This is a genomic window from Paracoccus wurundjeri (genome assembly GCF_030678915.1).
Classification (GTDB): domain Bacteria; phylum Pseudomonadota; class Alphaproteobacteria; order Rhodobacterales; family Rhodobacteraceae; genus Paracoccus; species Paracoccus onubensis_A.
In genome coordinates, this window is record NZ_JAUUTZ010000002.1 from 103,785 (window position 1) to 116,946 (window position 13,162).

At 59.9% G+C, this 13,162-nt stretch carries 11 protein-coding genes; 5 read left to right on the forward strand and 6 right to left on the reverse strand.

Annotated features, from left to right (window positions below; genetic code table 11):
• Positions 1 to 70: 70 nt before the first annotated feature.
• Genes Q0601_RS02865 through Q0601_RS02885 form a run of 5 tightly spaced genes read right to left on the reverse strand, consistent with a single transcriptional unit; the run spans position 71 to position 6,635 of the window.
• Positions 71 to 1,003, reverse strand: coding sequence for a 3,5-dioxohexanoate:acetyl-CoA acetone transferase (locus Q0601_RS02865; RefSeq protein ID WP_305286934.1), 933 nt, complete (start codon positions 1,001 to 1,003; stop codon positions 71 to 73).
• Positions 1,003 to 1,911 carry a 3-hydroxyacyl-CoA dehydrogenase gene (locus Q0601_RS02870; protein WP_305286936.1) on the reverse strand — a complete coding sequence of 303 codons (909 nt, stop codon included), beginning with the start codon at positions 1,909 to 1,911 and terminating at the stop codon, positions 1,003 to 1,005. Before Q0601_RS02870 ends, Q0601_RS02865 begins: the two co-directional genes overlap by 1 nt.
• Positions 1,912 to 1,921: 10 nt before the next feature.
• Entirely contained in the window at positions 1,922 to 4,444 is a 2,523-nt protein-coding gene (locus Q0601_RS02875) for a branched-chain amino acid ABC transporter ATP-binding protein/permease (RefSeq protein ID WP_305286938.1), read from the reverse strand.
• Positions 4,445 to 4,448: 4 nt separating this feature from the next.
• Positions 4,449 to 5,327: a branched-chain amino acid ABC transporter permease gene (locus tag Q0601_RS02880; RefSeq protein ID WP_305286940.1), complete on the reverse strand. Its 879-nt coding sequence runs from the start codon at positions 5,325 to 5,327 to the stop codon at positions 4,449 to 4,451.
• 54 nt (positions 5,328 to 5,381) lie between these two features.
• Positions 5,382 to 6,635: an ABC transporter substrate-binding protein gene (locus Q0601_RS02885; protein ID WP_305286942.1), complete on the reverse strand. Its 1,254-nt coding sequence runs from the start codon at positions 6,633 to 6,635 to the stop codon at positions 5,382 to 5,384.
• Between the two features lie 163 nt (positions 6,636 to 6,798).
• Between Q0601_RS02885 and Q0601_RS02890 the strand changes: the two genes are divergently transcribed.
• Together Q0601_RS02890 and Q0601_RS02895 are read left to right on the forward strand one after the other, a co-directional pair.
• Positions 6,799 to 7,479, forward strand: coding sequence for a GntR family transcriptional regulator (locus Q0601_RS02890; RefSeq protein ID WP_305286944.1), 681 nt, complete (start codon positions 6,799 to 6,801; stop codon positions 7,477 to 7,479).
• A 16-nt stretch (positions 7,480 to 7,495) separates the two neighbouring features.
• Positions 7,496 to 8,263 (forward strand): SDR family oxidoreductase, encoded by a 768-nt coding sequence (locus tag Q0601_RS02895; protein WP_305286946.1) that lies wholly within the window; start codon positions 7,496 to 7,498, stop codon positions 8,261 to 8,263.
• Positions 8,264 to 8,553: 290 nt separating this feature from the next.
• Here the strand turns inward: Q0601_RS02895 and Q0601_RS02900 are convergent, their stop codons facing one another.
• The gene (locus Q0601_RS02900) at positions 8,554 to 8,718 is read right to left on the reverse strand and encodes a hypothetical protein (protein WP_305286948.1); all 165 of its coding nucleotides are present in this window, start codon (positions 8,716 to 8,718) and stop codon (positions 8,554 to 8,556) included.
• Positions 8,719 to 9,389: 671 nt separating this feature from the next.
• On the opposite strand from Q0601_RS02900, the gene Q0601_RS02905 reads away from it, so the two are divergent.
• The 3 genes from Q0601_RS02905 (at position 9,390) to Q0601_RS02915 (ending at position 12,999) form a co-directional block, all read left to right on the forward strand.
• The gene (locus tag Q0601_RS02905) at positions 9,390 to 10,382 is read left to right on the forward strand and encodes a hypothetical protein (protein WP_305286950.1); all 993 of its coding nucleotides are present in this window, start codon (positions 9,390 to 9,392) and stop codon (positions 10,380 to 10,382) included.
• A 122-nt stretch (positions 10,383 to 10,504) separates the two neighbouring features.
• Complete coding sequence (locus Q0601_RS02910) at positions 10,505 to 10,975, forward strand: ABZJ_00895 family protein (RefSeq protein ID WP_305286952.1); 471 nt, start codon at positions 10,505 to 10,507, stop codon at positions 10,973 to 10,975.
• A 422-nt stretch (positions 10,976 to 11,397) separates the two neighbouring features.
• Entirely contained in the window at positions 11,398 to 12,999 is a 1,602-nt protein-coding gene (locus tag Q0601_RS02915; RefSeq protein WP_305286953.1) for an SLC13 family permease, read from the forward strand.
• Positions 13,000 to 13,162: the final 163 nt, after the last annotated feature.

Below are 13,162 nucleotides of genomic sequence, written 5' to 3' on the forward strand. Positions count from 1 at the left end.
GACCGGCCGGCGAACCGGTCATGCAGCGTCTTGCGGAGGGTACGGACCGCCCGAGCGGCCAGCCACCAGATCAGAATTCAACCTGATCGCCGCCTTTCAAAGCGAGGATCTCGCGAGCCTCATCCGGTGTTGCGATATCCAGCCCCAGCCCCTCGATGATCTGCCGCGCCCGGGTCACTTGTTCGGCGTTCGAACGGGCGAGCCGTCCGGGACCGTTCCATAGCGAATCTTCCAGCCCCACCCGGACATGCCCGCCCATCGCGGCAGCCATGGCGGCAACGGCCATCTGGTTCCTGCCCGCGCCAAGGACCGACCATCGGTAATTGTCGCCGAACAGCCGGTCGGCGGTGCGCTTCATATGCATGACATCGTCGGGATGCGCGCCGATCCCGCCCATCAGTCCAAAGACGGTCTGGATGAACAATGGCCCCTTGACCAGCCCGGCATCGAAGAAATGCTTGAGATTGTAGAGGTGTGCACTGTCATAGCATTCGAATTCGAAACGGGTGCCGTTTGCGCCCAGTGTCGTCAGGATATGCTCGATATCGCCGAAAGTATTACGGAAGACGATGTCGCGATTGGCCAGATAGTCGCGTTCCCATTGATGTTTCAGCTTGCCATCGAAACGAGCCAGCATCGGGAACAAGCCGAAATTCATCGTGCCCATATTCAGCGAGGCGACCTCGGGCTGCCATGTCGCGGCGGGCCGGATGCGTTCCTTGATGGACATGGTCGGGGCGCCGCCGGTGGTGATGTTGACCACGCAGTCAGAACGCTGCTTGATCACCCGCAGAAAGGGTTCGAAGGCTTCGGGCGTCTGGTCGGGGCGGCCGTCCCGCGGATCGCGGGCATGCAGGTGGATGACGGCCGCACCCGCTTCGGCGGCGCCGATGGCCGCTTCGGCGATTTCGGCAGGTGTGACCGGAAGATATTCCGACATCGAGGGGGTGTGGATCGCGCCGGTCACGGCGCAGGTAATGATCGTCTTGCGGGGTTTGGCCATCAATTGTTCCTTTCGATACGGCTGCGTAGATGCCTGTCCAGCGCGGCCAGTTCCCGGTCGCGCCAATCCTGCCGGTCGCGGATAAGGGTGCCGGGAAAGGCTTCGGCAACGATCCCGCCTGCATCCTCGGTGAATGCTTCGCCGCGCGCCGCGCCATCGGTCAGGGCGGCGAGCATGGGGCCATAGCGGCGCATGTAATCGGGCACGCCGTCCGGGGCGTTCAGAAGGATCGTTTCCAGTGGACCCATGAATGCCCATCGGCGGCCCAGCCCGTGCCGCACTGTGTCATCCAGCCCTTTGACGCTGATCACGCCTTCAGAGACCAGCCGCAGCGATTCAGCCAGCAGCACGGCCTGTAAACGGTTCAGCACGAAGCCGCCGATCTCGTGGTTCAGCCGGGCGGGAACCTGTCCCACATCACGGAACAGCGCTTCGGCCCGGTCCATTGCTTCGGGCGCGGTGCGGGCAGAGGGGCAAAGTTCCACAACGGGAACCAGATGCGGCGGGTTCACGGGATGGGCGACCAGACAGCGCGCGGCGCCTGCCAGCCCTTCGGACCAGGCCGAGGGCATCAAAGCCGAACTGGATGAGGCAAGGATGGCCCCGGGCGCGGCCAGCCGGTCGATATCGGCGAAGAGAGCGCGTTTCACCTCCAGTTTTTCCGGACCGTTTTCCTGCACCCATTCGGCCCCGTCCAATGCTTCGGCCAAGGTAGGAATGGCGGTGACCTGATCGGCGACAGCCGGATCGGCCCCGGCATCATCGATCATTGCCGCGATATCGGCTGGCAGGCGTTCCAGAACATCGGGATCCGGGTCCCAGACCCGCACGGACAACCCCGCGCGGGCGAAGACGATTGCCCATGATCTGCCAATCAGTCCGGCACCAACGATAGCGATTGCGGTCATCTTTTTTCCTTTACAGCCAAAGCACCTTGCGGCGCAGATCGAGATCCTCCGCCAATGCCCGCGAGGGTCCTTCGTGAAACACCCGCCCCATTTCCAGCGCGACGGTGCGATCCGACAATGCCAGCGCCAAATCCAGATTGTGGTCGACGATCACGATGGACAGATATTCGCGCAGCCGGTCAAAGCTGTGAAACAATTGCTCGACCACGGCAGGCGCCAGACCTTCGAATGGCTCGTCCAGCAACAATATTCTCGTATCGCCCGACAGCGCGCGGGCCACTGCCGCCATCTGCTGCTCTCCACCAGACAGGCGGTCGGCCTCGGTCTCCATGCGTTCTCCCAGACGTGGAAAGAACTCCAGGATCTGCTCGTCGCTCCAATGGCTGCCCGCGCCGGTACGCCGCCTGATCCGACCCAGTTCAAGGTTCTCGCGCACGGTCATTCCGGCGAACAGGCCGCGCCCTTGCGGAACGTAACCGATCCCCGCCCGTGCGATGGTGGCCGAATCCAGCCCGGCGAGCTCGCGTTCTTCCAGCCGGATCGAACCGGAACTGACCGGAGCGATGCCGATCATGGATTTCAGCAGGGTCGATTTCCCGGCGCCATTGCGCCCCAGCAAAGCCAGGATCTCGCCCTTGCGGATATCGAAACTGGCATCGTGAAGGATATGGCTTTTGCCGTAATGGACATTGACCTTGTCCAGCGTGCAAACCGCTGCGCCGACCTCGCCCGGATTGGCGCTTGCGGCGACCTCGGCAGTGCCTGAGCCGATATAGATCTCGCGTACGGCATCCGAGGCGCGGGCGTCGGCGACGGTGCCATCCAGCAGAACCTTGCCTTCATTCATCACCGTCACATGATCGGCAAGGTTGAAGACCCGGTCGATATCATGTTCGACCAGCAGTACCGGAATATCGGCCGAGACCTGTTTGATCAGATCACCGACCCGCTCGCGCTCTGCAACCGACAGGCCGGCCAGCGGCTCATCCGCCAGCAGGACGCGTGGATGGTTGGCCAGCGCCAGTCCCAGGTCCAGCAGCCGCTGACCGCCATAGGACAGCGAGCTTGCCTTGGCCCGCTCCATCCCGGCAAGACCCACCCAGGCCAGGATCTGCCGGGCCTTGTCGTTGATCCGGTCGATACTCTCGGTGCGCAGCCATGGATTCATGCGCAAGGGATCCTCGGCCTGAATGGCCAGCCGGATATTTTCCTCGACGCTCAGATCGGGGAAGAGGCTGGTGATCTGGAAGGATCGGCCCATGCCCATTTCGGCAATCCGCCCGGCGGACAGGCCGGCGACCTGCTGTCCGGCCAGCGTGACATTCCCGCTATCGGGCGTCAGCATCCCGGTCATCAGGTTGAAGGCGGTAGTCTTGCCCGCGCCGTTCGGTCCGATAAGCGCGTGCAGGCTGCGGTCCTGCACATCGATACTGACGCCATCGACGGCCTTGAAAGCGCCGAAGGATTTGACGAGATCCTGCGCCTTCAGCACCGATCCGGCGGGATCGCCCTTGGCGCGCAGCATCCCGGGCAGGGGCAGCGCCTCGACCCGGCGTTCGGCCATGGCGGCGTTCAGATCGGGGCCGGGGAACAGCCGGGCCGAGACCTGTCGCCCGATGCCGATCAGACCGTCGCGGGCGAACAGAACAAATCCCACGAAGACCAACCCGAACCAGAACAGCCAGTTCTGGGTATAGATCGACAGGTATTCGCGGAACATGATGTAGAACAGCGCCCCCAATGCCGGACCCAGAAAACCCCGCATCCCGCCGATCACGGTCATGGCCAGCAATTCGCCCGAAAAGATGATCGACATCGGTTCGGCCGAGGTCAGCCGGTTCTTGTACAGCAAAAGCCCGCCCGCCAACGCGGTGACGCTGGCCGACAGGACGAAGGCCGCAAGCTTGTAGCGCAGCGTGCTGTAGCCCAGCGCGGTGGCGCGGGTTTCGTTTTCCCGGACCGCTTCCAGCACCCGTCCAAGCGGGGAATTCACAAAGCGCCACATCGCTCCGGCCACAAGGAGCGCGATGATTACAACGACGATATAGAAGTAAAGATTGTCGTTCAGGTCGATGCCCAGCAGAACCGGTCGCTCGACCCCGCCCAGCCCATTCTCGCCGCCGGTTACCGAGGTCCAGCGGAAGGCGACGGTAAAGCCAAGCGCGGACAGCGCCAGCGTCATCAACGAGAAATAGACCCCCCGCCGCCGCAGCATCAGCCAGCCGAACAGCAAGGCGACCACCGCCGTCAGTGTTACCGACAGAATCAGCGGCAGGACGAAGGCATTTCCCGGCAAGGCGAGGGCGATCAGGGCTGCCGCATAGGCGCCGAAGCCGAACCAGGCGCCATGCCCGAAAGACACCAGCCCGGTATAACCGGCCAGCAGGTTTAACCCCATGCAGGCCAGTGCAAAGATGACGACCTCGGTGGCCGAGGTCATGGTCAGGCCGACCGCCTGCATCAGCAGCGGCAGCGCGACCGTGGCGGTCAGTGCGATTGCCAGGGGATGAAGAAGCGGATGTCTTGCGGGCATGGGATCACTCGAAACGCAGGATTCGTTCGCCCATCAGCCCGCGTGGACGCAGCAGCAGAACGAGGAACATCAGCAGGTAGATGGCTGCCAGCGACCATGACGGCAGATTGATACCGATGACGAAGCCCTTGACCACGCCGACCAGGATCGCGGCCAGAACGACCCCCCAGAACGATCCCAGCCCGCCGATCACCACCACCACGAAGGCCGCGGTCAGCACTTCGGTACCCATCGCGGGATGAACAGGAACGATCGGTGCCATCAGCATGCCCGCCAGCCCCGCCAGTCCGATGCCAATCCCCGCGACCACCGACAGATAGGGCCGCAGCGAGATACCCATGGCGCCAAGGACGTCCGGGTTCTGGATACCCGCCCGCACGATCCGGCCAAAGGCCGTCCGGTTCAGCAGCAACCACAGGGCGGCTACCGCCAGAACCGCCACCGTGATCAGGAAAATGCGATAGCGCGAATAGATGAAATCTCCGATGAAAACCTGTCCGCGCAAAAGCTCGGGCATGTTGTAGGCAAGGGGCGCCGCTCCGAAACTCCACCGCAGGGCCTGTTCGATGATCATCGCCAGACCGAAAGTCAACAGCAGCGAATAAAGCGGATCGGCCCTGTAGAAACGCGTGAACAGCAGCCTTTCGACGATCATGCCCAGCCCGGCGACGATCAGCGGGACCAGGATGACCGCGCCGAAAAAGCCGGTATAGGGCGTCAGTGCGATGGCCAGATAGGCGCCGATGGCGAAAAACGCCCCGTGGGCGAGATTCACGATCCCGCCGAGGGAAAAGATCAGCGATAGGCCGATAGCGATCAGAAGATAATAGAAGCCGTCCAGCAACCCGTTCAGAAGCTGGGAGAGAAACAGGAACAGACTCATCCCGATGGTACTCCCTTGCATGGGTCGGGGCGCCGCGAATGCGCCCCGCCGGTATCAGGCGGAAAAGCTGCAGCTGCCGCCGACCGCATCGGCGATCAGGGTCTCCAGCGGTTGATCCGGCGCAGGCAGCGGTTCCGAGGTAGTGAAGATGTCCCACTCGTTTTCCGCATCACCGGCAGGCACGGCGGTGATGGCGTAGATTTCCTGCAGCAGCTGGTGATTTTCCGAGTTGAAATAGCCCTCACGCGTTTTCATCATGTCGAACTTCGCCTCCGGGTCTTCGAAATATTCGATGATCGCTGCGGCATCGGTTCCCTTGGTCTCGCGGATGGCCTGGGCCAGGATCTGGATTGCCATATAGTCGCCCCAGGCCTGATTTTCCGGCGGCATGCCGTATTTGTCGGTGAACGCCTTGGTGAACGCCTGGGAACGTTCAGTGTCGATCTGGTGGTTCCAGACGCAGGGCCAGGTGCCGCGGAAATTCTGCACCCCGGCAGCCCATGCCATTGCCGTGTCGAAGCCGAAGCCGCCGACGGGAAAATCCAGCCCGAATTCGCCGTATTGCTTGAAAAAGCTGGTGATTTGCGTGCCGGCGAGGTTCAGGGCGACCAGATCGGGCTCGGCGGCGCGGATCTTCAGCATGAAAGACGAAAAATCGGTCGCATCGGTCGGCACCAGATCCTCGCCCGCGATGCTGCCTCCATTGCGCTCCAGAAATGCCTTGGCTCCGGCCAGCAGGTCATGCCCAAAGGCGTAATCGGCGGTCAGGACATACCATTTCTTGCCCTCGACCAGCCCGCTTTGCAGCAAATGCTGACCTTCGGCATTCACATACATGGCATTTTGCGTCTCGACATGGAACATGTGCCGCTTGCAATCGGCCCCGCGCAAAGCATCGGAATTGGCGCCGGTATTCAGGAACAGTGTCTTGCCGCGTTCGACGGTTTGGGCGATGGTCAGTGCGGAAGCGGACGAGATCTCGCCGATAATGGCGGCGACCTTGTCGCGACCGATCATCCGTTCCGCCTTGGTCGAGGCCGTCTGCGGATTGACCGAATCCTCCTTGATCAGTTGCAGCTGGCGACCATCGATGCCATCCGCCGCGTTGATTTCCTCGACCGCGAGTTCGGCAGCCATCACCGCATATTCGCCAAGCGGACCAAGGAAACCGGTATGTGGGGTCAGGTGGCCAAGGATGATGGGGCCGTCCTGCGCCCGCAGGATTGAGGGCGCAGCCAGCGTTCCCAGGGCAGCGGCGCTCGTGGTGCGCAGGAACCCGCGGCGGTCGAAACTGGAACGGAGAGTCATCGAACATTCCTCCTCTGTTCGGTGTCGGATCACGCGGCCTCCCCACCGCTGCGATCTGAGATCACAGTTTTATTTTATGGAACATTTGTCAACGATTCATTTGGATATCTCTTGCAGAATGAGATCACAGTCGTCAAACTGGTGATATGATCAGGATGAATAAATGATCCCGGATTCTCCCCCCGTTACGCGCCCCGGTTCGCTTGCCCGGCAGGTGCATGACATTCTTTGCGAAATGCTGCTGTCCGGGCAATTGCGGCCCGATGACCGCATGTCGATGCGCGACCTGGCTGACCGGCTGGGCGTGTCGGTCATGCCGGTGCGGGAGGCAGTCAGCCGGCTGGTCGCCAGTGGGGCATTGGAGGTCAGGCCGAACCGTGCTGTGGCGGTGCCAGTGCTGACGCGAGCTGGATTTCAGGACCTGACCGAGGTCCGGATTCATAACGAGACATATGCGGTACGGCTTGCCGCCGAACGCATGCCGGTGCGCGCGATGGATGAAATGCGAAACCTTGACCGGCGTTTTCGCGATTCGCTGGTCAATCCCGATGGACGCGAAGCGGTGCGGGCCAACAAGGCGCTGCATTTCCATATCTATGAAGCTGCCGGATCTCCGGTGCTGTACGAGGTGATCTCGACCATGTGGCTCAAGGCCGGGCCGGTGATTAATCTCGATCTGGGGAATGCTTCGCGCCGCAATCGCAATGCCGCATCGGTGCGCAACCATGCGGATCTCGTCGCGGCCATCGAGCGGCGGGACGGCGGGGCGGCGGCCACGGCGCTGGCTGCCGATATCCGTTCGGCCGCTGAATTCATCCTGTCGCGTGACGCCTTGCGCGGCTGAAACGGGAGGGGGAAGGATGGACTTGCAGCTAGCAGGACATCGCGTGATCGTCACCGCGGGCGCCAATGGCATAGGACGCGCCATTGTCGAGGCGTTTCTGGCCGAGGGCGCCCGGGTCGCGACCTGCGATATCGATGAGGCCGGACTGGAAAGCCTGCCATCCGGGGCCATCTGCTATCGCGTCGATGTCGGTGACACGAAGGGGCTGGGCGATTTTATCGATACGGCGACCGCCGATCTGGGCGGGCTCGACTGTCTGGTGAACAATGCGGGTATCGCCGGGCCGACCGCGCGTATCGAGGATATCGACCTGGCGGCGTGGGAACAGTGCATGAATATCTGCCTGACCAGCCAGTTCGCGGCCTGCGCCCGCGCCGTGCCGTATCTGCGGAAAAGCGATAATGCTTCGATCGCGAATCTGTCTTCGGCTGCGGGACGGATGGGGTTCCGGCTGCGCACGCCCTATTCGGCGGCGAAATGGGGGGTGATCGGGCTGACGAAATCGCTGGCCATTGAACTTGGTCCCGACGATATTCGCGTCAACGCCATCCTGCCGGGACTGGTCAGCGGCGACCGGCAGCGCCGGGTACTGGAGGCCAAGGCGCAGTCCCAGGGGCGCAACGTCGCCGAGATCGAGGCGGAGGCTTTTTCCTTCGCTTCTATCCGGCATTATGTCACCCCGCAGCAGATTGCCGATCAGATCCTGTACCTGGCCAGCGGCAGGGGCGGCACGATCTCGGGGCAGGCGATCTCGATCTGCGGTGATCTGAAGATGCTGGCTTAGCATTTACGGATGGTGCTGATCGGGATGCAGGTCCGGATCCATGCCGACACCCGAAGAGCTTCAAGGATTATCGACAAGAGCTCGGATTACTTCACCGGCTCTTATGGCGTCGACGGCGGTGGATCCGGTAGTATGCCCGAATTATCGAGAACATTCAGGGGAGGAATGGTGTCCAGTGCAGGGCTGCGGGATCATCTACCCCAAAAAGAAGGGATCGCCAGCAAGATAGCGGCGATCCCTGCAACTGTTCATTTCCGAACTTAGAAACACTTTTTTACCAGAAGAGAAACCTACTCAAGGCCCGGAGCCGGTTCTTCCGTCGCGGGCGCAGCGGCAGGATCTGTGGTCATGGCATCGCCGCCTTCACCTTCTTCCTTGCAGGCACCAAGTGCCGTGGTGGCAGCAAGTGCGGCGACAATAACAAATGCGCGCAGGGGCTTCGGGTTAATAGACATTCCGCTGTATCTCCATTGCAACTTCGTTTCGCTTCCCACGATGGCGCGTATGCGCTTAGCTGGTGATGCATCGCAGGCTGCCTGTCATGATCTAATCCATTCGCGCCGGAGCGACCAGACCTCCACTGAATTAGCAAGCGAAAACAAGCCATTTACATGAAGCTCGCTTGGCGAATTCCCGCTGTAGCCATGGAGGCGCGAAAACTTACCGCGCGGTTCGAGTTGCTGTCGCAGGCTTTTGGCTTGACCGGGATCGGGGCTTGTTATGGTGCAGCCATTTGACGTGATATGTTATTGCGTCGGCAGCCATCCGCAGCGTGGTACAGCGGATCCCATCCGTCTTAGACCAGCCACTGATGGCAGAACCGTCGTTCCGATAGGCCCCAGACCGATCATGCATAGACAGTCATGCCGGACCATTCAGATGGGTTGATCGAACCGGTGCCTTTTGGTGCTGGATTATTGCCCGGAAATTTCGCAGGATCCGCTGTGGCGCAGGGATATTGATGTATATTTTTGATGCCGGTTTTTCCTTTGGTTTGCTTGTGTCTGTTGATCCTGACAATCGGGGCAATGCGTGAATGGCGATGAGAAGCACGGAAATCACGATGCGGATTTCAGGACGCGAGACAGCTTGGAAATTTATGCGACAGGAAAACAGGAGAGGATAAATGACCGATGCAAGGAATTTATGGCTGCATATTGGGTCGGAAAAGACGGGTTCGTCATCCCTGCAGACCTATCTGCTTAGGAATCGCGCAGCATTTGAGAAGAAGGGGCTGCAATATGTGACTCCCGCACCGAAAATGCGGGAGTCCAATCGCCTTGCCATCAGCCTTGGTAACGGCAAAACAGGAGAAGCAGCCAATATCTGCGCCGAGATTTTCAAAAACGCGCAGTTTGAAGATATGCGCGATGTCGTTGTCTCCAGCGAGATGTTGTTCAGAATTCCGGCTGCCAAATTGTCGACCATCATAAGGGAGCATATCAACGGGGCCGATATCAACTTGAAAATCGTCTGCTATATCAGGCGGCAGGACAGGTATCTGGAATCTCTATATGCCCAGCGCGCCAAGACCGGGAGTTTCGTCGGAAGCCTTGAGGATTACGTTGCAAAACAAAAAGCTGCGGGGGGTACGAATTACAATGACATCATCCAAAGCTGGAAAGATGTATTTCCTGAAGCCCGGATTATCGTGCGGAGATACGAGAAGGATCATCTTGTTTCCGGGGATGTCGCAGCGGATTTCCTGTCATTGATCGGCCGTGAGAACCTTTATTCCGCGGAAGGACGATCATTCGGGAATAATGCGCCTCATGCGGATGCGCTTGCCGTGATGAGCCAGTTGGCCCGTTTCAAGAACTACAAGCCCAGAGAAATCTATCGCCGACTTCATAAGCTGGGTATTCCGGATACCGGCGCGACAAGGGTGATCTTGCCATATGATCTGCGCTGTCAAATCATGGATGACTGCACCAAGGGGAATGAGGCAATACGGAAGGAATATTTCGTGGATTCGGCCACGTTGTTCGACATGTCTGATCTGAAGGTGCCATATGAAACCGAACAAGCCAGCACATTTACGGAAGAACAGCTGGAACTGTTGCAAAAAGTTTTCAGGGCAATCCATGAACTGCAACTGAACCCCGTTCGTAACCGGTGATCCTGAAAAGATTGTGTCGGCGGGTTCAATTCTTGTTTCCGGGAAGCTGACCATCAATACCACTTGCGACATACATGAGACCGTGAGATTCTGATGGCCTGATTCAGGGGATATCGATCAGCATGACACAGTCCAACGCATCATTGAAAACGCTGATCCTGATCTTTGCCGGATTGTATCTGCTGATTTCGGTCGCGGTATTTTTGCTGCTCGTGGCGTTGGAGATGTTCTTCCAGTTCAGCTTCGACAGCAGCGCAATGGGTGTTGTCATTCCCACATTATCGGCGATGCAGGTCGGCACGATGTATTTCAACCGGACCGGCCAGCGTCCCCAGCGCGGTTTCGCCTGGAAGGCGGGTTTCAGTTTTGCATTGACTTCGACCCTGCTGGGCGTTGCGGTGTTCATCGCGGTTTATCTGTTGGGGCTATTCCCCGAATTGGACGAGATGCTGCGCGAACCTGCTTCGGTTGCGATCCTTGCCGGGATTCTGGTCGTCGTTTCATTGCTTCTTTCGGTTTTATGCAGATTCAGTTTCGGATTCGGTGCCCGGCAAGCGCAGAAAGTGAAAGAAAAAATGCAGGCGCGCGGTTAGCCGATTCCATCCGCCGCCCATAGCGGTAGCCCGGAAAATCCGCCGCGCGAATCCGGCGTTATGCCATGGCCCCGAAGCCGAACAGGTCGCAGGCGCCGGAATTGGCGTGACGCATGGTTTCGGATAACCACAATAGACTCATGCCCCTTTTTTGTCCGAAGGTCCGGCTCTGATGGGAGACGCGACGGAACGGTGCGAATATCGGATCACTGCGGGTGTCGGAGGATTGCGGCTATCACGAGAACCTTGATAGCGGCGGTGCCGCTGGGCCGGGAATTTCGGCCATCCGGAAACGCACGGGGTTTGTTGGTTCGGACCGGGGGCTATGAAGTGCCGAACAAGGGAAGAGGCCGGATCGACCCGACTGGATGTCGTGCTCTGATCGGACGGAGTAGATCGTACGAGTAGGGAAAGGCGCAGAAATGAAGCTCGAGGAAGAAATGCACCAGCAGGGTGAATACGACGACGACGGTGCAGGTAGTGAACGGTCGGCGCGGTTAACCTGGATTCTGCGCCTGATGGGACTGGTTGCGGCGGGAGCTGTGTGGTTGCTGCTGGGTGGTTCGGACGATTTGCCGGCCGATGCCCGCATCGTCGCGGCGATTGGCACGTTGATGGCGATCTGGTGGATGACCGAGGCAATTCCCCTGTCGGCAACTGCCCTGCTACCCATCGTTCTGATTCCGGCTTTGACCGGGCGCACGGTCGGCGAGGCCACCGCACCCTATGCAAGTTCCATCGTTTTTCTTTTCCTTGGCGGCTTCCTGATTGCCATTGCAATGGAAAAATGGAACCTGCACCGTCGCGTGGCACTGCTGACCCTGCGCAGGGTAGGGGTGCAGCCGCGACAAATCGTGCTGGGGATGATGCTGGCGACCGGCTTTCTGTCCATGTGGGTATCGAATACCGCAACGACATTGATGATGCTGCCCATCGGGATGTCGGTCCTGTCCCTGATGATGGATCGCAGCAAGGCACATCAGGGGGAAGATGAATCACCGCAGACGCTACCGGCCAGCGCGGAGCTTACCCGCGTGACCGAGGATCGCAATATTGCGTCATTCGGTATCTGCCTGCTGCTGGCGATTGCATGGTCTGCTTCGATGGGTGGATTGGGTACGCTGCTTGGCAGCCCACCTAACGCCATCGTCGCGGGCTATGCCTCGGACGAGCTTGGCCGCCAGATCGGGTTTCTGGAATGGATGCTTCTGGGTGTACCGCTGGCTTTCGGGTTCATCTTTATCGCCTGGATATTCATGACACGCTTTCTCTATCGTTTCGATCTGCCCGAGATCCCCGGTGGCCGGAAGATGATCGACGATCAGATTGCCGCGTTGGGCCCGCTTAGCCAGGGAGAGCGCATGGTGATGTTCGTCTTTATTTCCGCGGCTGTCCTGTGGGTGGTGCCGGGCCTTCTGAGCAGCGTCCCGGCCGTCGATGCAGCACTGCCCTGGCTTGGCAGTCTGGACGATACGGCGATCGCCGTCGCGGCAGGGCTAGCGATGTTCATTCTGCCCGGCAAGGGAAGGACTCAGATGGTGCTGAACTGGAGGGATGCGGAAAACGGTCTGCCCTGGGGAGTGCTGTTACTGTTTGGCGGGGGGCTGAGCCTTGCCTCGGCGGTGGCGGCCTCAGGGCTGGACAGCTGGTTCGGTGCCCAGGTGCAGGGGCTTGGTGCGCTTCCCAACCTGCTTCTGATCGCGGCGGTCGTCACGATTATCCTGTTCCTGACCGAAATTACCTCGAATACCGCAACTGCGGCGACCTTCATCCCGATTCTTGGTGGTGTCGCGCTTGGAATCGGGGCTGATGCGATGAGTTTGCTGATCCCGGCAGCCTTTGCCGCCACATGTGCCTTCATGCTGCCTGTCGGCACTCCGCCCAATGCTATCGTCTTCGGTACCGGCAGGGTGACGATTGCCCAGATGGCCCGAGGCGGAGTGGTGCTGAACATAATCGGTATATTGCTGATTACCGGCACCTGCTACCTTATCGGCGGTTTCGCCATGGGGCTGACGTTCTGATGTAGCTTTCGGGGCATTCGGCCTTGTTGACAGGTAAGAATCCGCGGAAAGATATCAGCACCTGACCCAAGAATTGCCTGCGATCCGGGTTTTCTCTGTCGCGCCCACGAGTATTTCAAGGGCGCGGCAAAAATGATTGGAATCCGGTTATAGCACTGACCGG